This window comes from Micromonospora sp. NPDC049645, from assembly GCF_040675155.1.
GTDB lineage: Bacteria > Actinomycetota > Actinomycetes > Mycobacteriales > Micromonosporaceae > Micromonospora.
The window spans coordinates 196,783-217,527 of sequence record NZ_JBFAOI010000010.1 but is presented as its reverse complement, the minus strand read 5'-3'; the positions used below and the strand labels follow the sequence as shown (position 1 = coordinate 217,527).

The window sequence follows — 20,745 nt, the reverse complement described above, 5'->3', positions numbered from 1 at the left end:
CTTTCCTACGCCGAGCTGGTGCCCTGGTCAGCGTCGGGGAGGACGGCCGGAGCCGTCCCCACAGGAACGTGTTCCGAGAGGGCACCGCCATGCGTCCAGTTCAGCCGTCGGCTCACCACCCGGTCCAGGAGGTCGACGTGGCCGTCATCGGCTGCGGGCCGGTCGGTGCGCTCACCGCCAACCTGCTCGCCGCTCGCGGCGTCACCACACTGGTCGTGGAGCGGAGTCCGGCCCCGCACGGCCAGCCGCGGGCCTTCTCCTGCGACGACGAGGCGCTACGCATCTACCAGCAGGCCGACCTGCTCGACGAGGTACGGGATGAGACGATCGCCCCGCCGCTCGTCGAGTACGTCAACCGCGCGGGTCGGGTCTTCGCCCGGATGGCGTTGTCCGAGACGGATTTCGGGTACGGGCACGCCCCGCTGCGCTTCTTCGACCAGCCACGGCTGGAACGGACGCTGCGGGCCGGGCTGGACCGCTTCCCGCACGTCCAGCTCTCGCTCGGCACCGAACTGGTCGGCCTCCAGCAGGACCAGGACGGGGTGACCTTGCTCCTGTCCGACGTGGTCACCGGTCAACGGCGGGCAGTTCGCGCCCGGTACGTGCTCGGCTGCGACGGCGCCCGCAGCGCCACCCGATCCGCCGTCCGGATCCCGTTGGGCGGGGCGAGCTACGCCGAGCCGTGGCTGGCGGTCTCCGGCGACGTGCCGTCCGACGCGGTGCGGGTCAGGGACACCCGGTTCGTCTGCGACTGGCAACGCCCGGCGTTCGTGTCTCCCGGCGCGGCCGGCAGCTACCGCCTGGAGTTCATGCTGCGCCCGGGGGAGACCGAGGCCGAGATGCAGCGGCCGGAGACCATCGCGGCGCTCGTCTCGCCGTACGTCGACCCGACGCGGTTCACCGTCACCCGGGCGGTGGTCTACAGCTTCCACCACCTCATCGCCCAACGGTGGCGAGAAGGACGGGTGTTCCTGCTGGGCGACGCGGCCCACCAGATGCCGCCGTTTCTGGGTCAGGGTCTGTGCAGCGGTTTACGCGACGCGGCGAACCTGTCGTGGAAGCTGGCCCTGGTGCTGTCCGGCGCCGCCGACGCCGCCGTGCTGGACACGTACGAGACCGAGCGGCGTCCGCACACCCTGGAGATGGCGCAGACGAGCGTCCGGCTCGGGCGCGTCTTCCTGGCCCGCAACCGGTCCACCGCCTGGATGCGGGACACCGTGCTCCGGGCGGTCCAGACGATCCCCCGGGTACGGCGGTTCGTGGAGCGGTTCGAGTTCAAGCCGGTGCCGGCGTACCGGCGGGGCCTGATGGCCGGCGGTCGGCGCGACGGCGTGGTCGGGACGATGTTTCCCCAGCCGCGGATCCTCGTCCCGGGATCGTCCGGTGCGCGTCTGCTCGACGAGGCGCTCGGCGACGGCTTCGCCGTGCTCGGCTTCGCCGCGGCGGGCAATTCGCTCGGACCACAGTGGCGAGGGCTGCCGGTGCGGTTCGTCGCGGTCCACCCGCCCGGCACTCCGGTGGCTGGCTTGCCGGACCTGTCCGGGGACGGCCAACCGGACCGGGTCGATGTCGTTGACGTCGACGGTGTGCTCGGCGGTTGGCTCCGGCACCGCCGCGCCGACCTGGTGGTGCTGCGGCCGGACCGGTTCGTGTTCGCGCTGTCGGCGGCCGCCGGGATCGGCCGGGTCGGGCAAGATCTGTCGGCCGCCCTCGGCGTGCCGTCGGACCGACCGGGTCGATCCCTGCGCCCGGCCAGCGGGCAGGTCCCATGACCGGGCGCGACCACCTGCCCCCGAGGAGGCGCAGGTCAGGACCGGACCGTCACACCCATCTTGGGCCAGGTGCGCGGGCCGAACGCGCCGTCGGTCGTGAGGCCCTACATCTTCTGGTACCAGCGGACGCCGGTTTCGGCCCGGGTGCCGCTCGGAATCGCCAACTCCCTGATCGGCATCGAGGGGTTCGCCGTGGTCGCCACCATCGGCGTCGTCCTGCTGGCCGGTGGGCGATTGCCACCGCGTCCGGCTCGCCGCACGGCACCTACGGCGGTGATCGAAGAGTAACCTCCCGCGTCCGCAGGTTCCGCTCAGCGGGTGTCGGTGGTGCGGCACCCGTCGTCGCACCCGCTGGCGTCCTCGCCTGCGGCGGGGGAGCGTAGGGCAGCGCTGGGGACGCAGCAGCTGTCGCCGCGCCAGGCGTCGCGGCCTTCCTTCACCGCGACTGCGGCGATGATCAACGCGGCGGCGGGGTCGGCCCACCACCAGCCGAACAGCGAGTTCACCGCGAGCCCGACCAGCAGCACCGCCGAGAGGTACGTGCACAGCAGGGTCTGCTTGGAGTCCGCGACGGCCGAGGCTGACCCGAGTTCGCGCCCCGCGCGGCGTTGCGCGGCCGACAGGACCGGCATCACCGCCAGGGACACGACGGCCAGGACCAGACCGGTCGTGGAGTGCTCCGCGCGGTCCGCGCCGACGAGCGCGCGAACCGACTCGACGGATACGTACGCGGCCAGAGCGAAGAACGACAGCGCGATGACACGCAGCGCGGCGCGTTCCCGGCGTTCGTGGTCGGGGCCGGAGAACTGCCAGGCGACGGCGGCGGCGGAGGCCACCTCGATGACGGAGTCGAGCCCGAACCCGATCAGCGCGGTCGAGGAGGCCATCCTGCCGGCGGTGATCGCTACGGTCGCCTCGACGATGTTGTAGGTGATTGTCGCGGCGACGAACAGGCGTACCCGCCGGATCAGGATCGAGCGGCGGGCCGGTGACGGGCCGACTGACACCAGCGGAAGTGGCGCGTTCATCAGCAGCACCCTTCGGAAGCGGCGGCCGGGCAGGCGGCCGGATCGACGGCCAGGACCAGGCCGAGGAGGTCTCCGAGGGCGTGCGCGAGGCGCGCGTCGGCGAGTTCGTAGCGGCTGCGGCGACCCTCTGGCACGGCGATGACGAGGCCGCAGCCGCGCAGGCACGCCAGGTGGTTGGAGAGGTTCTGCCGGCTTGTGCCCAGCAGGTCGGCGAGGTCCGCCGGGTAGCCGGGCCCCTCGCGCAGAGTGAGAAGGAGCCGGGCGCGGACCGGGTCGGACAGGGCGTGACCGAAGCGGGCCAGGACCTGTCCATGCGTCAGGGTCTCCACTACGCAACAGTACATCACCTGGTGAATAAACAGAATGCTGAACTATTTGATCACGAGTCTTGGCGCGGCTCGAAGGAATCGTCGTGGTGTGCGCATATAGGCATGACTTCCGGTCTGATCGGCTAGCGCGACGGTGCCGGCGCGGCGAGGGAGAACCACTGATGGGCCACGACCATGGCCACAGCCACCACGTGACGGCGGCCGGGCAGCACCGCCGAGTGCGATGGCGACACTTCGACCGCGCCGCTCTTGAGACGCAACGGATCGCCGCCCTCGCCATCCCCGGCCGCCCGAAGCGCGGCATCGTCTCCTGGGCGCGACCGTGCCCGGACTGGCCCTGCGCATCACCAACGAAGCCGGCCGGGAAATTCGCGAAGGTCAAGTCGGTGCCATCCACGTAGCGGCACTCCGTCACGGTCGGCTACCTCGCACCTGACGGCCGAGTCGTGGGTATGCAGGTGATGTTCTCCTTGGCCGCTGAATAACCCACCGCCGTGCACCTCCACGCTGGCACCGGTCCCCGCGATCACGGCGGCGCTGTCGTCTCCTGCCGCGACGGCGCTACACATACCTCGACCTGTTCTCGGTGCGGTGGTGCGTACGCGACGGCTGCTGACCGGGCTCGGGGCGGGTCGCCTGACGGGGGGCGCCTCGACGTGTGGCCGGAGAACCGGTCGCCGTGCTCGGACCCGCGACCGAGTGACCGCAACGCAGCTCCTGCGGGTATTGGGATGGGCCGAAAGCCGGGTTGCGCAAGGGAGACAATCATCACATTCATCGAAACCTGTTTTACTCATTGACTTCGGCGGATGTGGATGCTTAACGAAGATCTTGTATCGGGCGGTTCGGACTTCCTATTGTCATTTGCCGTCGGGGCACGCGATGATTTTCTCCGGATCGGGTCGGACAGCCCCGGGCCGGCCGGAAGGGATGCGTTCGTGAAGCGAGAGAACGAGGCGCCCGCGCTGCCTGGCGAGGGTGACACCGACTATGCGCGTTACATGCGTACGGAGGCGTTGCTCGATCTGCAGAGGCGGCCTGGGGAGATGATTCACCGTGATGAACTGCTCTTTCAGGTGACGCACCAGTCCAGTGAACTGTGGCTCAAACTGGCAGCGGCCGAACTGAATGAGGCGATTGCCCGAATCGACGCGGGTGAGGCCGCGTCCGCCGAACTTCTGCTCGCTAGGGCAACGCTCGCCGTACGGCTCATCACCGATCAACTCGACATGTTGGGCCACCTGCGGCCGACGGATTTCCAGGCGATGCAGCCGGCACTCGGCAATGGGTCGGGCGCGGAATCGCCGGGCTGGCGGCGGACCCAGGCCGCGGGCCGCAAACTCGGCCGGGCCTTCGCCGCCTTCCTCGCCGACCGGGGGGTCGACCTGGTGACGCTCTACTCCCGGGAACCGTCCGACCCTGTCTACCGGTTCGCCGAGGCCATGGTGGAGTTCGACGATCGGATCTCGTCATGGCGGGTGCGGCACTACAAGCTCGCGATCCGGGTTGGCAGCCACGGTGTCATCGGGACCGCAGGGAGCCCATCGGGCATGCTCGCCAAACTGATTGACTACCGTTTCTTTCCCGACCTGTGGCGGGTACGCGCGAACCTTGCCCTGGGCAGCTCGGCGGGCGAGAGCTGCCTTGCGTGAGCTGACGAACTGGGTGTCGGCCGGCGCCGACGCCGGCGCCTTTCCTTACGCGACGGTCGTGGCTGAGTTCCACCGGACAGGCAAGCACTTCGTCGCCGACGACGTCCTCGATCTCCTCAACCGGGTTCGAGCGCTCACGCCGCAAACCGGGGAAACAAGACTCCTGCGGAACTTTCTCGACATCACGCTCGACAAACGCGACGGTCGATACGACTACCAAAGCTACCTGGCGTTGCACCTGCTGCGAATGCCGCGCGAAGAGTCCACCAACGAGCGGCGGGACGACCTGCGACGGCAACACGACCGCCTCTTCGTGCACCTCATCGCCGACGCCCTTGCGTTCGAGTTGGCAGCCCAAGCCGGTACGACGGACCTGCTTCCCCTGCAACGACCGGGACCGGAACGGGTGGCCAAGCGCTATCGGCTCGGGCTCCGGGTGATGTCGGCGGCGTTGGCCCGGCAGGGTCAGTCGACCACGGTCCATCCGACCGAGCCTGCCGACGCGGTGGCCGTGTTGCACGCTGCGGTGGTCGAGGACCAGAGCCCCGCAGAGCGGCGCGAACTGCTGACCGCAATGCTGCCGGTCTACGTGGTGCACGACGAGTACCTGTTCATCCGGGTACTTCAGGCATACGAGGCCACGTTCGCGATGCTCGCCGCCGAGATACGGGCGACGGTCGAGGCTCTGACGGACGGGCATGCCGGTGCGGCGGCCGACCGACTCGCATACGGCCGGCAACTACTCAATGCTGCCGCGCCACTGTTCTCGCTGATTGCCACCATTCAGCCGGAATCGTTCCGCGCCTTCCGCGTCTACACCGAGGGTGCCAGCGCCATCCAGTCCCGGTCCTACAAACTCGTCGAGTCGCTGTGCCACCCGCCGGAGGAGAAGCGCCTGTCCTCCACCGCCTACCTGTCCGTGCCTGAGGTGCGCGATCAGGTGCTGGCCGGCCAGCCCTCGGTCGCGCACGCCTACCACGAGGCGAGTCGACTCGGCCGCCTGCGCGAACCTGACCGACTCCTACTCGACAGGCGGATGGGCGAGTTCGCGGACGCACTGGCCCAGTGGCGGCAGACCCACTACCGAATTGCCACCCGGATGCTCGGCACTCGTACGGGCACCGGATACACCCAGGGCACTTCATACCTGGCGGCGGTCCGATCCGTACCAGTCTTCACCGCGGCAGACAACGCGAGGCGATCCTAGATGAACGCACTTCCTGAACCTTCCGCCCATACACAGGCGACGCTGCGCGAGCAGTTTCCGCTGCTAAGCACCTGTGTCTACCTCAACAACAACTCGACCGGTGCCGTACCGCAGGGCGCTGAACGCGTCCTGACGGACTACTGGGAAACACTACGTACCTGGCGCGACGGAGTCTGGGAAGACTGGCACGGCGGCCTCCAGAAATACACCGACGGATTGGCGGCGTTCATCAACGCCCAGCCGGGCAGCGTGGCCATCGACGCCAACCTGAGCACCTTACTGGCGCGGGTCGCCTCCTGTTTCGACTACCGGGCACCCCGCAACCGGGTGGTGACGACCGACCTGGAGTTCCCGACCATCCCATTCATCTGGAACGCGTTCCGGCGATACGGTGCCGAGTTGGACGTGGTCGGCTCGGGCGGGCCACACCTCGACGAGGATGAACTGCTGCGGCGGATCAATGAGCGGACGCTGCTCGTGTGCGTGCCACACGCCAGCTACTCGTCCGGGGCCACCATCGACCTGGACCGCCTGGTGAAACACGCGCACACCGTCGGTGCCCTGGTGATCGTCGACGCGTTCCAAAGCGTCGGCATCATGCCGCTCGACGTCACGGCACTCGACGTCGACTTTGTCCTCGGCGGTGCGCACAAGTGGATGTGTGGCGTCGGCAACGCCTTCCTGTACGTGCGCCCCGATTTGTTGCCCGGCCTCGAACCCGCAGCAACCGGCTGGCAGGCAGGCGACCGAGCGCTGACGTTCCAGCCGTCCACGGGCTGGGCGCCCGACGCCCGACGGTTCACCGCTGGGACACCGTTCCCGCTCACGTCGCTCATCTCCCAAGTCGGCCTGGATCTGCTCAGCGGTATCGGCATCGAGGCGATCCGAGCACATTCACTGATCTGCACAGACCGGATCATCAGGCGGGCCGAAGCCGCCAGCATCCCGGTGGTCAGCCCCGTGGAGCCGCAGCGCCGCGGCGGCGTCGTGTGCCTGGACATCCCGGACGGCGAGGCGATCAAGCACCGACTGGCCCAACGCGACATGATCTGCAGCTGGCGCGGTTACCTACGGATCGGCCCCCACATCTACAACACGTTGGACGAGATCGACGAGTTCATGGACGCGCTCGAGGACGTGGCACAAGGGGGTGGGCGATGACCACCACGTTCTCGCCGCGTGCGCTCATGAGCCTGCTCTTCAACGGTCCCAAAGCCGTCGACGTGGTGACGACCGCGCTCAGCGTCGGGTTGCTCGACGCGCTCGAAGCCGGGCCGGTGAGCCTTCGCGAGCTCGCGGAACGCTTCCAGATGCAACCCTTGCGGCTCTACAAGTTCCTGGATTGCCTGGAAAGTCTCGGGTTCGTCAGCCGAAACGAACCGAGCGACGACATCACCGAGACGACGTATCACGGCGTCACCGGGCTCCGCGAGGCTGCGGCGGCTGCCGTCGGACCCGGCGCAATCGAACACGACCGCGACACGTACCCATGGCAGCGGTTGCACGGCCGATTGGAGGAGAGCCTCCGCGGTGACGTGAGCATGACCGACGACGACTTCTCCTGGCCTCCCAAAACCGACGAACAGACGGAGGCGTTCGAGCGGAGCATGTCCCTGGGGCTCGGACCGGTCATCAAGACCTTCGACCAGCACGCGCACCGCTTGTGGCCAGGGCGACGGCGCTTCCTCGACGTCGGCGGTGGTGCCGGCACGCTTGCCGCTCACGTCCTCGACAACGCCCCGGACTTGCTGGCCGATGTCTACAATCTGCCGGCCGTCGCCCCGCTGGTCGAGGAGACCCGCAAGCGGTGCGCCCACCCGGAACGACTCGGGTTCGTCGCCGGTGACTTCTTCACCGAGCCCTTACCGGCCGGCTATGACGCGCTCGCGTTCGTCCGGGTACTGCACGACTGGCCCACCCCGGACTCCCGCCGACTCGTCAAGAAGGCATACGAGGCCCTGTCGCCGGGTGGGCTGCTGCTGATCTGCGAGGAGTTCCGCACTCCGGACCGGCTCGCAATGCAATTCTTCTGGTCCTACTTTCTCATCGGCGTCGACAGCGCCGTCAGCCGGCTTCGCGAGGTCAGCTTCTACACCAAGCTGCTCGGGGAGGTCGGATTCACCGACATCCAGGTCCTGCCCGGAAGCTGGGAACTCGTCGTGGCACACAAGCCGGGCTGACCGGACGAGCAGCGTAGAGCCTTGAGCCATGCGGGGCCTGTCGGTGCGAGCAACAAGACGCCATGCGGAACTGCGCCCGCGGCTGCCAGCCCGGCGAGCCGAGGCGGTCAACCGTCGAGAAGCGCGGCGACAGCGTCGGCGCCGCCGCCGTCCAGCCAGCCGGGGAAGTCCAGCAGGTCGGGGTGACGGCGGCGTAGGGCTGGGATGTCTGCGCGCCACAGTCCACGTTGGGCGGTGAAAGCTCGCAGGGTGTCCTCGGTCAGGTTCATCCCGTCGCCCGCCACCTGCTGATACGTGACTTGGCGCCCGAGGTGCCGGCTGATCAGGCGCACGGTGGCCTCGGGTGTGAGCTCGTCGCCTGCCAGCTCGATGGCCTGGCCGAGGTATGTGGCGGGGTCGGCGAAAGCGAGAGCGGCGAAAGCGCCGATGTCGGTCACTGCGATGAGCTGTACGGGGACGTCGGGGGCGAAGAGGTGGCGCAGGACGCCGTCGGTGGAGATGCCGCCCAGCCACGACCCGGGAATGGCGTGGTTCTCCATGAATCGCACCGGTCGCAGAACGGTGGCCGGCAGCCCGAGTGCGGCGATGTGCTGCTCGATGGCCCATTTGCTCTCCCAGTAGGAGATTCCGGTGCCCCGCTCGGCACCGCCGACGGAGGTGAAGACCAGGTGGGCGACACCGGCCGCTGCTGCGGCGTCTGCCAGGTGCTGGCCGCGCCGGATCTCGCGTTCGCTGTTCAGGTCGTCGGGGGTGACAGCGAAGACGCCATGGGCGCCGGCCATGGCCGCACTGAGGCTGCCAGGATCGTCCAGGTCACCCTGGAGTGGCTCGGCGCCCGCAGCGGCTAGCTCGCGGACGGCCGCGACGGCGGGGTCCCGGACCAGCACGCGGACCGGCCAGCCGTCGGCCAGCAGGCGGACGGCGGTGGCTGCGCCCTGTCGGCCGGTGGCGCCGATGACGAGGATGGGTTTGTCTGCCCTGCTCGAGGCAGTTGCGAATGAGAAGGAACGCGTCAGGGGCGTGGTCATGTGGTGGGATCTCCGAACGTTAAAGTGAGGCTGCCCCGAGAAGTATATTGAGACAGTCTCGACTTTTCCAGCGAGGTTCTGCCAATGGACATCGGCACACCGGTACCCCGGCGCCGCATGCGTGCGGATGCACGCCGTAACTACGAACGACTGTTGGCCGAGGCGGCGGCCGCGTTCGCCGAACACGGCGCGGACTTCTCACTGGAGGAGATCGCGCGCCGGTCCGGGGTGGCCAACGGCACGCTCTACGGCCATTTCCCCACCCGGCGCGCGCTGCTGGAGGCGCTCATGGGAGACCGGATGCGGGCCTTGGCCGCAATCGGCCAGGAATTACTCGCCCACCCCTCGCCTTTCGAGGGCCTAACCACCTGGGCGCACGCGGCGTTGAGCCACACCGCGACCTACCGAGGGCTGGGCACCGCGTTGATGCAGGCCGTCGAGGACGAAACCTCTGAGCTGCACATGGCATGCAAGACGGTGCTCGCCGCCGGGGAGGGCCTCGTGGCGCGGGGCCGGGCGACCGGTGAGGTGCGGCCGGACGCCACCGCCGCAGACCTGTACGCCCTCATCAACGCCGCGGCGTGGGCGGGCGAGCAGAGCTCCAAAAACCAGGGTGAACGGTTGCTGACCTTCGGACTGGACGGTTATCGGGCGTCGAACTTTCGGCACGGGTGATCGCGTGCCGAGCCTGCGCCAACGTTCAATCGACAGCAGGAATATCGCCGCAGAGACCCGCCGGACGATGGATCCACAGAGCAGGCGTGCGATCCGACCGCCGAGGGCAGGTGTTCGAGGTCCGGCCACCGGGGACCGCACCGTAGGGCGGGTGGGCTGCGCTGCCCGGAGTGGCAGTGCGGCCGACCGTCGGCAGAGGTCGAAGCGGGCGCTTCCATCTGTCTGTCGCGGCGAGAACGACCGGCACTGCGGCAGTGATAAGCACGCACGCTTGTGGCAATCGTGGAGGGTGCGGGTACGTGTCACCTGCCCTCCGTTCATCGTCTGATCGGCAACCGGAACCGGCGGGTGACGTCACCCGCCGCCGCGACGCTACGACCGGCGATCAGCCGGGGAAGGGCGCACAGTGCGCCCGCGCCGTGACAGCGGCACATCCGGATACTCGCGACTACGTGAAAGCCGGAGAGGTGCGGGTGGTGCCGTGCGGGGTGGGCGGCTCAGGACAGAAAGCGGTGCAGGGCTGCGGTCAGGTCGTCGGGGTTCTCCTCGGCGACGTGGTGGCCGGACTCGATCGAGTGGCCGCGTAGATCGGTGGCCCACGGGCGCCAGACGGCTAGCGGATCGCCGTACAGGTCTTCCATGTCGTCGCGGGTCGACCAGAGCAGGAGAGTTGGGCAGCGGACAGTGCGACCGTCACGCCGGTCGGCCTCCTCGTGCGCTCGGTCAACGCCGAGCCCGGCCCGGTAGTCCTCGAGCATGGCCCGTACGGTGGCCGCATCGTGGATGGCCTGCCGGAACTCCTGGTAGTTCTCGGCTCCCATGCTTTCGGGCCTGGCCTTACCGGCGTACCAGGCATCAGGGTCGGCGGCGATGGCTCGCTCCGGCTTGTCCGGCTGGGCGAAGAAGAACCAGTGGTACCAGTCATGGGCGAACTTCGCATCGCACCGGGCAAGGGCCTCGCTGATGGGCACACCGTCGATGGCCACCAGACGATTGACCGCGTCGGGATGGTCCAGCGCGAGGCGTAACGCCACGTACGACCCACGGTCGTGCCCGACCGTCGCGAACGTCGGGTGGCCCAGTTCAGCCATCAGCCGGACCATGTCCGTGGCGACCGCACGCTTGGACTGCTGGGAGTGATCAGCGAGGATCTGTGCCTTGCCGGATTGTCCGTAGCCGCGCATGTCGGGGCAGACGACGGTGAACCCGCGATCAACCAGCTGCGGCGCGACCCGATGCCACGTCGCTCCCGTCCGCGGATGGCCGTGAATGAGGAGAACCGCAGGCCCGTGCCCCGCATACCGGACTCGGAGTTCCACCTCCCCGACGTCGACCCGCTCGTCGTCGAAACCGTCGAACATGCGCGACAGGTATCCGGTCTCCCGCCGAACAAAACATCCACTCGTCGCCGTGACCGCACCGGGCCTAGGCTCGTACCAGGCCACCGTCACGATTGCCGCGCTACTCCAATGGTTGTGAACCTTTGCAGAGCACAGCTAGGCGGTCACCGGCGCGGCCTCCGGTTGCCCGTTGGATGGTGCCTGGTCGTATGCGTGGCGGCGGACGCCGCGCGTCAGTAGGTAGCCGATCATCCAGAACTCACCGATCGTCGCGGGAGCGACCAGAACGTCGGCGATGGCCTGTGCGTCAGGGGCGAGGTATCCGATGAATGCGCTGAGCAGGTATCCGATGCCGCCGCCGACGAGGATCCAGCCGAGCGGGCGGGGCATCCAGTTCGAGCGGAGCACGCAGCGTCCCATGGGGATGAGCCAGAGGCCGAAGAACAGCGCTCCGACGCCCCACAGGTTGCCGCTGGTGAGGTAGAGAAGTTGGACGGTGGCCGCCACGTCGCCGACCGGGTCGAGCGCGAGGTCGACAGCCGTGGCGAGCAGTGCCGCGCTGACGAGGACCACGACCGCGTTGATGAGGCCGAAGGCGGCGATGGCGCCGGCGGCGAGTCGGTCCGCGGTGCGGAACAGTCGATAGAACCATGCGGCGGCGAGGGCCTGGCTGATGACGATGAGCAGCTCGAAGGCGACTCCGACGCGCGCGAGTGATTCATGCTGGACCACGTTGGCGAGCGTCGCGTTGGGGTCCTCGGCACTGAAGAGTCGCGGTCGGATGAGCAGAAAGCCGAGTGCGCCGGCGAAGGCGAGGGCGAGGTAGAGCAGCCCGGTCACGCGGGCCGTACGGATCAGCGCGGGCATGGTGGCTCCTTTGGGGCCGTACCGGCGTGGTGGTGGTCGCGCTCCGAGCACCAACCTTACGATGTAAGGTAACCATACGATGTAAGGTGCTGGCAAGAGATGGGGGACAGGTGGCAGCGAAGGCAGCTCGGCAACCGCTCAGCCGCGAGCGCGTACTGGCAGCGGCGGTTGCCCTTGCGGACGCTGAGGGGGTCAAGGCGCTGACGATGCGGCGCCTCGCTGCCGATCTCGGTGTCGAGGCCATGTCGCTCTACCACCATCTGCCCGCCAAGGAGGCACTCCTCGACGGCGTCGTGGAGACCGTGGTCGCCGAGATCGGTGCGGCGGCTGGTGGCAAGGCCACGAACGGCGGGGATGAAGACTGGCGGACGCGGCTGCGCCGGCAGTTCCTCGCGGCGCGTCAGATCATGCTGCGTCACCCGTGGGTGCCCGGGCTGTTGGGCTCGCGCCGCACCATCCCCGTCGGTCTGTACGCGTACTACGACGGGATCGTGGGCACCCTGCTCGGTGCGGGGTTCTCGCACCGCCTCGCGCATCGGGCGATGCACGCGTTCGGCAGTCTGCCGCTCGGATTCGCGCAGGAGACCTTCAGCCCGTCGTCGGCTGGCGGGAGCATGGAGGACGACGTCGCGGAGGCGGACCTGGCCGCGATGGCCGAGGCGCTACCGCACCTGACGGCCATGGTGGCCACCGAGATCCACGACGTCACCGACCCCACCCTCGGTTGGTGCGACGGCCAGACCGAGTTCGAGTTCACCCTCGACCTGCTCCTGGACGGGCTGGAACGCCTCCGCGCCTGAGGGCGCACCACCGGCGGCCACGGCCCGCCCGCCCGCGTGGAAGGCGAACCCGCCGCTACGACCCGGCTGCTCGCGTATGCCGTTCCAGTACGCCGTGCCTGCCAGCGGGCGCCGTTACCGACATGGCGGCGATTCGGATAGCGATCTCGAGCACGTCCTGTGTACAGCCGCAGGGGGCCGGCGGACCGATGCGGCGGATCGGCGCGGCGTCAACCGGCACCGAGGCAGACGAACGCCGCCGCCGTGGCCCCGGCGGTGCCGTCGCCGGGGTTGGCGAAGGCCTGCTGGGCGTCGGCGAGGGCCTGGGCGGGGCGGACGCCGGCCCGCATCCGTCGGTGCAGGTCCAGCATGAGCGCGGTGGTGGGGTCGGACGGCACCGGCAGCACGGTGGCGATCAGGCACCGTGCGCCCAGGGCGAGCAGCACGGCGGTGAAGCCCATGACCTCGTCGCCGGGACGCACCCCGGTCAGCCCCGAGTCGCAGGCGGAGAGCACCACGCAGCCGGGCGGCCGGGAGACCCCTTCCCACTCGTACGCGAACAGCGGCCCGTCGGCCAGCTCCAGGGTGGAGAACTGGGGGTTGTCGGCGCGGAACGAGCCGTGGGCGGCGATGTGGACCAGGCCGGCCCCGTCCAGCGCCGCGGTCAACGCGTCGGCGGTGGCGTCCGCACCGGTGAGCAGGGTGGCCCCGGGCAGCACCTGCGCGAGTCGGCGTACCTCGGCCCGGCCGGCCGGCAGGCGCGGCCCGCAGGCCAGGACCGAGGGCCCGGCCGATGGTTGCCGGCCGTCCGCACTGAGCCAGGCGGTGGCCGACGGGGCAACCGTCACGGGACGTCCGGCGCAGGTCGGCAACCCCGACCACGGCACGGCGTGTAGAGCCCCGACCGGCACGATCACCAGGGGGCGGTCGCCGAGGTGCCGCCGCAACGGATCGAAGAGCTGGCGGTCCAGGGTGGCGGCGGCGTGCCTGGCCCCGGCCCGCGCGGTGGGCGTGTCGCCGGTGGTGACCAGTCGGCGCAGGGCGAACCGGTGCCACCGGACCAGGGGCACCGCCTCGGCGAGCGGGCCGAGGTCGTGCAGGCTGGCCCGGCCGTCGCGGACCAGCACCGCCCGGAGCCGGTCGCCGTGGGCGACCAGTTCGACCAGCACGCGGGCGCCGAGCCGCCCGGCGAGCACGCCCACGCCGGGCGGGGTCACCACGCCGCTCCCGCCGGGCACCCGGCGGGCCAGGTCCTGGATGCGCCGCTCCAGCCGGGCCTGCCGGCTGCGCAGGGCGTGGGCCGGCCGGCCAGCCAGGACGGTGTCCTCCAGCAGGCTACTGACGAGCCGGAGTTCGGTGAGCGCCGCGAACAGGTCCGGGTCGTCGGGGGGCAGGGCCGGCCGCATCCGCAGGGTGTTGGCCCGCCAGCGTTCGGCCCAGGCCAGGGTCCGGGCGGGCGAGCCGGCGCGGACCGCGATGTCGAGGCCCTCGGCGGCCAGCTCCTGCCCGTACGTCCCGCTGTGCGCCCGCAGCTCCGTGGCACCGAGCGACGTGCGGTGCCGGTCGAGGACGGCCAGCCCCCGGCGCAGGGCCCGGGCCGCACCGGAGTCGTCTCCGGTGAGCCGGCGCGACCGGGCCAAGGCGTACCACCCCTGGGCGCGGCGGGGGGCGGTGCCGCGACGGCGGGCCTGGGCTGCCACGTCGAGCAGGGCCACGGCCCGGTCGACGCGACCGGAGGCGGCGGCCAGCAGGCCGGCTTCGATGCGGGTGGTCAGCGCCGGTCCTGGCCACCCGGTGGCGTCGAGCTGGCCGGCGGTCCGCACCATCGCGGCGAGCAGGGCCGCCGTCCGGGTGCCGCGGCGGAACTCCGCGCGCAGTTCGACGTGCCGGGCGAAGGCGGCCCAGGTGCGGCGGCCCTGACGCCGGAACCTGACCCGGGCCTGGGCGGCAGCCGCGCTCGCGGTGTCCAGGTCGTCGGCGAGGAGCGCGGCCCGGGCCTGGGCGAGCAGCGCCTCGGCGAGGTCCGAGGCCATTCCTCGGCGGTGCAGTTCCCGTACGGCGGCGGCGGCGACCTCGACCGCCTCGTAGAGCAGCGGCACCGACAGCAGCAGCTCGAACCGGTCCAGCAGCAGCGCCGGACGGGGGACCGCGAGCCGCCGGTACTCCTCGTCGACGTCGGCGAAGCAGCGTAGCGCCACGGCGATCTCGCCCCGTTGCCCGGCGGCGATGCCACTGTTCCAGCGGGCGTCTGCCGCCGCGAGGTCGAGTCCGAGCCGGCGGAAGACCGCCGCCGCCCGGGAGAGGTCGTCGTCGGTGCCGCCGGGGGAGCCCCGGTGCGCGTTGAGTAGTCCACGATTGTTGCGGGCGCGGGCCTCCAGGAGTGGGTCGCCTTCGCGTTGGGCGATGTCGATGGCGATGCCGTAGTCGCGCACCGCCTCGGCATAGCGGCCGCGGTAGTGCAGCACCACCCCCCGCTGCATCCGGGCTCGGCCGGCGTCGGCACCGGTGAGCTGGGGCAGCGCGGCGGTCACGGCCCGCAGCGCCGCAGCGGTACGACCCGCGTTGGCCAGCACGTACCCGAGGCTCATCCGGGCCAGCGCCTGGGTACGGGGTGTGCCGGCGGCCCGTACCGCCCGGCGTAGGTGGCGCAGCGCGCCGGTCAGGTCGTTGAGCTCACGCAGGGCCAAGCCGATGGCCCGCTCGGCGGTGGAGCGCTCGTCGTCGTCGGCGCTCTGGCCGGCGAGCACCTGGTGGGCGATCATGATCGCCTCGGGTGGGTATCGCTGGACGGCGTCGAGTGCCGCCTGGGCCGCCGAGGCACCGGAACCGGTGCTGTCGGGCATGCCCTAGAGAGTCCACGACGGACAGCCGCGAGTCAACGTCGAGAATCCGTCACGGGAATGTCGTCAATGGATGTTCTACTTGATTGTTCAATTGACAACAAGCGATGGTCAGGAATAATTGGCGGTCGGGGAATTTGCCGCGCCCACCATCAGTGAGCGCGCTTCTCGCACGAGCATGGAGGTTCCGTGCCGCCGTCCGACCACCACAGGATGCCGGGTCCGGCCGGCCGGCTGTCCCGACGGCGGGTCCTGGCGCTGTCCGCGCTGGCCGTGGCGGCACCGTTCGGTCTCGTACCACGCCCCGCCCCGGCGGTCGCTGGCGATGCGGACGCCGATGCCTACCAAAAGGCGTTCGAAGCGGCGCTGGCAGCCGACCAGAACGTGCGCCGGTACACCGCGCCGGGGCGGGAGATCCTCTACCGGCCCCGGCAACTGCTCGCCGCCGACGTCGACGTCAAACGGGTGAGCACCTGGTTGCGCACCCACGATTATCCGGTGACTGTCGGAGCCGGCTTCGCCGGTGTCACCCGGCTGCTGTTCGATCGGGAGACCGACATCCCCGGCGTGGTGGGGAAACTGCGCGACCCCCGGCAGTGGCCCGGCCAACCGGTGCCGGCGGTGCAGCCGCACCATGTGCTGCTCGGCTTGGGCAACATCATGGGAAACCCGGGCACGCCACCCCGCCCGGCCGCGGCGCTGCCGCCGCCCGACCCGACCCGGCTCGGCGAGGGCGCAGACGTCACCGTCGGCATCTGCGACACCGGGATCTGGCAGCAGGCCGGCACCTGCCATCCACAGTGGCTCGGCGGCGCCTATCTGCCGCAGCTCGACGACGAGGACCCGCTCTACGTGCACACCGACGTGCTCGCCCCGCAGGGCGGGCACGGCACCTTCGTCGCGGGGGTGGTCCGGCAGGCCGCGCCGGGGGTACGCGTCGACCCGGAGCAGGCCCTGGACCCGACCGGGGTGGGGGACGAGGCCACGGTGGTGGCCGCCCTGAGCCGGCTCGCACCACAGGTTTCCGTGTTCAACCTCTCGCTGGGCGGATACACCCTGGACGATCAGCCGTCACTGCCACTGGCCAACGCGCTGGCGGCGCTGCCGAGGACGAGCGCCGTGGTCGCTGCGGCCGGCAACGCCGGCACCAGCCGTCCGCTCTGGCCCGCCGCCCTGGACCGGGTGCTGGCGGTCGCGGCGGTCAGCCAGACGGCCGGCGGTCCGGTGCCGGCGGTCGACAGCGGCTACGGGCGCTGGGTGGACGCCTGCGCGCTGGGCGAGCGACACAGCACCTACGTGGAGGGGCAGCTGCCGCTACCCGGGCGGCCGGTACGGCAGTTCCACGGGTTCGCCATCTGGGCGGGGACCTCGTTCGCCACCGCACACGTCTCCGGGCGGCTCGCCGCCCTGATGACCGCTGCGGGCCTCAGCGCGGACGCCGCGCGCACGACCCTGCTCGCCGCCCCCCGCTGGCATCCGGACTACGGGGTGCTCGTCGGATGAGCCGCGTCGACGGCCGGGCGGTGACCCGGTGACCGGTGCCAGCGCGACCAGCCTGCTGTCCGCCGCCGCCGGCGGCGACGAGTCGGCCTGGGCCGAGCTGGTACGCCGGTACACCCCGATCGTGTACTCGGTCATCCGGGCGTACGACCTCAGTCGGGCGGATGCGGCCGATGTCAACCAGACCGTCTGGCTTCGCCTGGTGGAGCAACTGGGCCGGGTACGCGAACCCGAGGCGTTGCCGGGCTGGCTGGCCACCACAGCCCGGCGCGAGTGCTACCGGTTGTCCCGTCTCAGCCGCCGCGCCCAACCCGTCGACCCGTACGACCAGTCGCTGGAGACCTACCAAGGGTTCTCCCGGGAGCTGGCCGCGATGGCTCCCGGCCCGGACGACGAGTTGCTGCGCGCGGAGCGGCGGCAGGCGTTGCGCGAGGGTTTCGTCCAGCTTCCGTCGCGCTGCCAGGCGTTGTTGGCGCTGCTGACGGCCGACCCGCCGGTGAGCTACCGGGAGGTCGCCGAGCGGTTGGGCGTTCCGGTGGGCAGCATCGGACCCACCCAGGCCCGTTGCCTGCGCAGGCTGCGGGCATGTCCGGCGATCGTCGAGTTTCTCGGCGCGTCCGCCATCGGTACGAACGGGGGTGAGCCGGATGGAGCCGTGGCCGCCGGTCGGTGACGATGCGCTGACGGCGGAGCTGGGTGCGGCGTTGTGGGACGCCGGGCCGGTCTCGGAGGCCTACCTGAGCGCGGCGTTGGCAGCGTTCACCTGGCGTACCGCAGACGCGGAACTGGCCGTCGCCGAGCTGACGTTCGACTCGGCGGTCGACGCCGAACTGGTGGGAATGACCCGCTCTGCCGCGTCCGCGCGAACGCTGTCGTTCCGCAGCGGGTCGGTGGTGGTGGAGATCGAGGTGAGCGACGCCGGCATCGTCGGACAGTGCTCCCCGTCCGGTGGCGGACGGGTGAGTGCCCGTACGGCCTCCGGCACCTACGACGAGGCGTCAGTGGACGCGGTGGGCTTCTTCTCGTTGGGCGTCCCACCGCCGGGCCCGGTCCAGTTGTGCGCGCGCACCCCCGGGTACGCGGTGTCCACCGCCTGGGTCTGTCTGCGCTGACCGCTGCTCGGCTCCCGGTGCGGCCGGCGATGCCCACCCGGTGTCCGGCCCCCGGCTCGACCGACGACGGTGGGGCGCGGGCCGGACGGCCCGCGCCCCACCCGGAGGTGGCGACGACCCGCGCTAGCCCCGCTGCTCACCTGCCAGCAGGTACTGCACCCCACCGAGGTCAGCGCGCTCAGTGCCGTCGGCGTCCGGCCCGAACTGGGTCACGTTGAGCGCGGTCTCCTTGGCGAGGGCGGTGTCGGCCGAGAAGGCCAGGGAGAATTCGAGGCGCTCACCGGGCTTCAACACCAGCCCGCTTATGCTGGCCTTCGTCGGTTCCACGATCTCCAACTCGGTCTTGCCGACCTGGCGGATGCCCGTACCGACCTTGCCGGTGGACTGCCAGCGCTCGAACAGGGTCGGGCCGAGGTCGACGAAGACCCGGGCACCCCGGGCCTGCTCCGCCGGCTGGGTGAAGACCAGGTCGTTCCTGGTCTCCGCGGCGGTCACGTTGCCGATGGCGAAGGGTCGGATGACCCGCGGCCCGCCCGGCGTGAGCCGGACCGAGTCGACATTGCGCCAGGCGACGTTGTTGTTGTACTGGGTGTTGACGCTGGTGCTCGGGCCCTCGAACGTCATCGGGTCGGTGGGGGACACCCAGCGCGCCAACAGGCAGAAGTGGCCCGGTCCGGGCACCCCGGTCCACGGGATCGTCACCGTGGTGACACCCGGGTAGACGGGCACGCTGACCGCGCCGATCTGGGTCCAGTGCGTCGGCCAGGTGGCCCCGCCGCCCGGGGTCGTCCGGTAGACCCGAAGCACCCCGTTGTCGATGCCCGAGCCGTACGGGCCGGCATTGCGCAACTTCAGGAAAAGGTAGTTGGTGACGCCGACGATCGGGTTCTGACTGACGGCACACTCCACGGCGGTCGGGCAGACCTTGATGTCGGGGCTGGCCCACAACGGGCTGTACGAGTGTGGTTGGACACCGGTGTCGGCGGCGACGTCCTTGAGGTAGACGTCGGTACGGGCCGCCGCGGCGGCCTTGCTCTGCGGTGCCTCGCCGGGTGCCTCGCCGGGTGCCGCGGCGGCGGCGGTGACCGCCAGCAGAGCGGCCAGCGCCGCGCCTGTGAGTACGGCCAGCGTCGAGCGGCGGACGCGCTTTCCTACCTTGCCCATGACAGGTTTTCTCCCATCGACGGGGGACGCCGAACCCGGCGTGTTTCGATGCCGTGTCGGCGCGATGACGTAGTTGAAGAGCCGTCATTGCGCCGGGAAATACCGTTGCGGGTCCTGCCGGCAGATGACGCCAGGACCGGCAAAAGCGACGGATGTCGATGCGGGTAGGTGTCGGAGCGGTCGGCACGCCGGTCCGATCCGTTTCAAGGAACCAAGGTGGTTGATTGATGTTGCTTAGGGTAGTGAGACGTCCTCGTGTCGGCCGCGCCGACGAGGTCGGTCAGGCCGATTTCGGCCAGAACGCTGAATGTCTCACTACCAGGTACCAGGTTGAAGTCACCGCAGACCACCACCAGGTCCCCGCGCAGGCGGTAGGACGGCGCTCAGTCACGCGACATCCACTGCCGTTTCCACCACGGCCACGCTCCCGACAGATGCGGAGCCGAGGACGTCCGTCAGGTCAACGGCTCGCTGGGCGGACGGGCGACCATACTGCTTCCAAGCCGTGATCGGTGGCGTAGTGCACGTACGGGCGCAACTCGGGAGCGTGCTCGAGTTCGCGACGCAGCGCGGGCAGACGAGCTGACCTCGCCGCCAGGAACGGTTGGGCGGAGAGCAGTTCCCTCAGGTTCCCGAACCGCCAACCCGCACCCAGCAGTTTCCTGACCCGTACCAGCAGCTGGACGGCATCGACTGGCATGTTGTCTACATAGACGTCGGCGGTTGTCGGCAGCTCCGGTTCCGGGTCGGGTGGCAGGGCGAAGCGGGAATGCAGCCACACCTCGAACACGGATGCAGCAACATCGAGGTCGGCTTCGCCGAGACCACCCAGGTCGGCGCGGAAGACTGGGCCGGCGCTACCGTCGCACCTGAGGAACAATCCCCGATCGCCCTCTTGGCCGATCATGAGATAGCCCGTGAGCCACTCGCCGATCCCGTAGGTCGTGTGGCGCTCCTGCAGGGAGTCCAGGCAGAACACGACTACCTCGTCGGCGACGACGTCATTGAAGATCGACGCCAACCACCTCTGATAGACGGCATCCGTCCGGGAAAGAAGCTGCTCGACCATCTCCACCGCCGGCTCCTACCCGTCGTCACTCGGCGAGGGAACGCCTGCTCCGGCTGGCCCCCCGGAAACGAACACTGTAGCCCGGCCCCCGCTGCACCCTGTCGTCGTGATCTTCGCTGTGCCAGCTCTGTTCCCGCGGGCTGCGCCACGGTTCTTCCCAGCAGTCGAGGACGCTCCAACCGCCACCCGAGAGCGAGGGGTCC

General features: G+C 70.2%; 19 protein-coding genes. 11 read left to right on the top strand and 8 right to left on the bottom strand.

Going from position 1 to position 20,745, the window contains the following annotated elements:
* Positions 1-89: 89 nt before the first annotated feature.
* On the top strand, positions 90-1,772 hold the full coding sequence (locus AB0J33_RS22745; RefSeq protein ID WP_363616022.1) for a bifunctional 3-(3-hydroxy-phenyl)propionate/3-hydroxycinnamic acid hydroxylase: 1,683 nt from the start codon (positions 90-92) through the stop codon (positions 1,770-1,772).
* A gap of 69 nt (positions 1,773-1,841) precedes the next feature.
* Positions 1,842-2,060: a hypothetical protein gene (locus AB0J33_RS22740; RefSeq protein WP_363616021.1), complete on the top strand. Its 219-nt coding sequence runs from the start codon at positions 1,842-1,844 to the stop codon at positions 2,058-2,060.
* 23 nt (positions 2,061-2,083) lie between these two features.
* Here AB0J33_RS22740 and AB0J33_RS22735 read toward each other — a convergent pair whose 3' ends face one another.
* Both AB0J33_RS22735 and AB0J33_RS22730 read right to left on the bottom strand, forming a co-directional pair.
* Complete coding sequence (locus AB0J33_RS22735; RefSeq protein ID WP_363616020.1) at positions 2,084-2,800, bottom strand: cation transporter; 717 nt, start codon at positions 2,798-2,800, stop codon at positions 2,084-2,086.
* On the bottom strand, positions 2,800-3,144 hold the full coding sequence (locus tag AB0J33_RS22730; RefSeq protein ID WP_363616019.1) for a metalloregulator ArsR/SmtB family transcription factor: 345 nt from the start codon (positions 3,142-3,144) through the stop codon (positions 2,800-2,802). Before AB0J33_RS22730 ends, AB0J33_RS22735 begins: the two co-directional genes overlap by 1 nt.
* 794 nt (positions 3,145-3,938) lie before the next feature.
* On the opposite strand from AB0J33_RS22730, the gene AB0J33_RS22725 reads away from it, so the two are divergent.
* The 4 genes from AB0J33_RS22725 to AB0J33_RS22710 are packed head-to-tail and all read left to right on the top strand — an operon-like array spanning position 3,939 to position 8,168.
* Positions 3,939-4,781 (top strand): tryptophan 2,3-dioxygenase family protein, encoded by an 843-nt coding sequence (locus AB0J33_RS22725; RefSeq protein WP_363616018.1) that lies wholly within the window; start codon positions 3,939-3,941, stop codon positions 4,779-4,781.
* Positions 4,782-4,794: 13 nt separating this feature from the next.
* Positions 4,795-5,988, top strand: a complete 1,194-nt coding sequence (locus AB0J33_RS22720) for a tryptophan 2,3-dioxygenase family protein (protein ID WP_363616017.1) — start codon at positions 4,795-4,797, stop codon at positions 5,986-5,988.
* Entirely contained in the window at positions 5,989-7,149 is a 1,161-nt protein-coding gene (locus tag AB0J33_RS22715) for an aminotransferase class V-fold PLP-dependent enzyme (protein ID WP_363616016.1), read from the top strand.
* Positions 7,146-8,168: a methyltransferase gene (locus AB0J33_RS22710; protein ID WP_363616015.1), complete on the top strand. Its 1,023-nt coding sequence runs from the start codon at positions 7,146-7,148 to the stop codon at positions 8,166-8,168. Before AB0J33_RS22715 ends, AB0J33_RS22710 begins: the two co-directional genes overlap by 4 nt.
* A gap of 107 nt (positions 8,169-8,275) precedes the next feature.
* On the opposite strand, the gene AB0J33_RS22705 is transcribed toward AB0J33_RS22710, so the two are convergent.
* Positions 8,276-9,196, bottom strand: coding sequence for an NmrA/HSCARG family protein (locus AB0J33_RS22705; RefSeq protein ID WP_363616014.1), 921 nt, complete (start codon positions 9,194-9,196; stop codon positions 8,276-8,278).
* 84 nt (positions 9,197-9,280) lie between these two features.
* Between AB0J33_RS22705 and AB0J33_RS22700 the strand changes: the two genes are divergently transcribed.
* Positions 9,281-9,871: a TetR/AcrR family transcriptional regulator gene (locus tag AB0J33_RS22700; protein ID WP_363616013.1), complete on the top strand. Its 591-nt coding sequence runs from the start codon at positions 9,281-9,283 to the stop codon at positions 9,869-9,871.
* Between the two features lie 497 nt (positions 9,872-10,368).
* On the opposite strand, the gene AB0J33_RS22695 is transcribed toward AB0J33_RS22700, so the two are convergent.
* Positions 10,369-11,232, bottom strand: coding sequence for an alpha/beta hydrolase (locus AB0J33_RS22695; RefSeq protein ID WP_363616012.1), 864 nt, complete (start codon positions 11,230-11,232; stop codon positions 10,369-10,371).
* Positions 11,233-11,367: 135 nt separating this feature from the next.
* Positions 11,368-12,078, bottom strand: a complete 711-nt coding sequence (locus AB0J33_RS22690; protein ID WP_363616011.1) for a DUF4386 domain-containing protein — start codon at positions 12,076-12,078, stop codon at positions 11,368-11,370.
* Positions 12,079-12,188: 110 nt separating this feature from the next.
* On the opposite strand from AB0J33_RS22690, the gene AB0J33_RS22685 reads away from it, so the two are divergent.
* On the top strand, positions 12,189-12,878 hold the full coding sequence (locus AB0J33_RS22685; RefSeq protein ID WP_363616010.1) for a TetR/AcrR family transcriptional regulator: 690 nt from the start codon (positions 12,189-12,191) through the stop codon (positions 12,876-12,878).
* Between the two features lie 209 nt (positions 12,879-13,087).
* Here AB0J33_RS22685 and AB0J33_RS22680 read toward each other — a convergent pair whose 3' ends face one another.
* Positions 13,088-15,700, bottom strand: coding sequence for a CHAT domain-containing protein (locus tag AB0J33_RS22680; protein ID WP_363616009.1), 2,613 nt, complete (start codon positions 15,698-15,700; stop codon positions 13,088-13,090).
* A 210-nt stretch (positions 15,701-15,910) separates the two neighbouring features.
* On the opposite strand from AB0J33_RS22680, the gene AB0J33_RS22675 reads away from it, so the two are divergent.
* The 3 genes from AB0J33_RS22675 to AB0J33_RS22665 are packed head-to-tail and all read left to right on the top strand — an operon-like array spanning position 15,911 to position 18,309.
* On the top strand, positions 15,911-17,200 hold the full coding sequence (locus AB0J33_RS22675) for a S8/S53 family peptidase (RefSeq protein WP_363616008.1): 1,290 nt from the start codon (positions 15,911-15,913) through the stop codon (positions 17,198-17,200).
* Positions 17,201-17,228: 28 nt separating this feature from the next.
* Positions 17,229-17,870, top strand: coding sequence for a sigma-70 family RNA polymerase sigma factor (locus AB0J33_RS22670; protein ID WP_363616007.1), 642 nt, complete (start codon positions 17,229-17,231; stop codon positions 17,868-17,870).
* Entirely contained in the window at positions 17,845-18,309 is a 465-nt protein-coding gene (locus AB0J33_RS22665; protein ID WP_363616006.1) for a hypothetical protein, read from the top strand. Before AB0J33_RS22670 ends, AB0J33_RS22665 begins: the two co-directional genes overlap by 26 nt.
* 123 nt (positions 18,310-18,432) lie before the next feature.
* On the opposite strand, the gene AB0J33_RS22660 is transcribed toward AB0J33_RS22665, so the two are convergent.
* On the bottom strand, positions 18,433-19,473 hold the full coding sequence (locus tag AB0J33_RS22660) for a hypothetical protein (RefSeq protein ID WP_363616005.1): 1,041 nt from the start codon (positions 19,471-19,473) through the stop codon (positions 18,433-18,435).
* A 460-nt stretch (positions 19,474-19,933) separates the two neighbouring features.
* Positions 19,934-20,548 carry a hypothetical protein gene (locus AB0J33_RS22655; RefSeq protein ID WP_363616004.1) on the bottom strand — a complete coding sequence of 205 codons (615 nt, stop codon included), beginning with the start codon at positions 20,546-20,548 and terminating at the stop codon, positions 19,934-19,936.
* Positions 20,549-20,745: the final 197 nt, after the last annotated feature.

Bases quoted from the DNA above. Each gene is read 5' to 3' on its own strand.
- AB0J33_RS22660 (WP_363616005.1), bottom strand. From the start codon at position 19,473: ATGGGCAAGGTAGGAAAGCGCGTCCGCCGCTCGACGCTGGCCGTACTC.
- AB0J33_RS22700 (WP_363616013.1), top strand. From the start codon at position 9,281: ATGGACATCGGCACACCGGTACCCCGGCGCCGCATGCGTGCGGATGCA.
- AB0J33_RS22745 (WP_363616022.1), top strand. From the start codon at position 90: ATGCGTCCAGTTCAGCCGTCGGCTCACCACCCGGTCCAGGAGGTCGAC.
- AB0J33_RS22710 (WP_363616015.1), top strand. From the start codon at position 7,146: ATGACCACCACGTTCTCGCCGCGTGCGCTCATGAGCCTGCTCTTCAAC.
- AB0J33_RS22725 (WP_363616018.1), top strand. From the start codon at position 3,939: ATGTGGATGCTTAACGAAGATCTTGTATCGGGCGGTTCGGACTTCCTA.
- AB0J33_RS22690 (WP_363616011.1), bottom strand. From the start codon at position 12,078: ATGCCCGCGCTGATCCGTACGGCCCGCGTGACCGGGCTGCTCTACCTC.
- AB0J33_RS22675 (WP_363616008.1), top strand. From the start codon at position 15,911: ATGCCGGGTCCGGCCGGCCGGCTGTCCCGACGGCGGGTCCTGGCGCTG.
- AB0J33_RS22705 (WP_363616014.1), bottom strand. From the start codon at position 9,196: ATGACCACGCCCCTGACGCGTTCCTTCTCATTCGCAACTGCCTCGAGC.
- AB0J33_RS22715 (WP_363616016.1), top strand. From the start codon at position 5,989: ATGAACGCACTTCCTGAACCTTCCGCCCATACACAGGCGACGCTGCGC.
- AB0J33_RS22735 (WP_363616020.1), bottom strand. From the start codon at position 2,800: ATGAACGCGCCACTTCCGCTGGTGTCAGTCGGCCCGTCACCGGCCCGC.
- AB0J33_RS22695 (WP_363616012.1), bottom strand. From the start codon at position 11,232: ATGTTCGACGGTTTCGACGACGAGCGGGTCGACGTCGGGGAGGTGGAA.
- AB0J33_RS22680 (WP_363616009.1), bottom strand. From the start codon at position 15,700: ATGCCCGACAGCACCGGTTCCGGTGCCTCGGCGGCCCAGGCGGCACTC.
- AB0J33_RS22730 (WP_363616019.1), bottom strand. From the start codon at position 3,144: ATGTACTGTTGCGTAGTGGAGACCCTGACGCATGGACAGGTCCTGGCC.
- AB0J33_RS22665 (WP_363616006.1), top strand. From the start codon at position 17,845: ATGGAGCCGTGGCCGCCGGTCGGTGACGATGCGCTGACGGCGGAGCTG.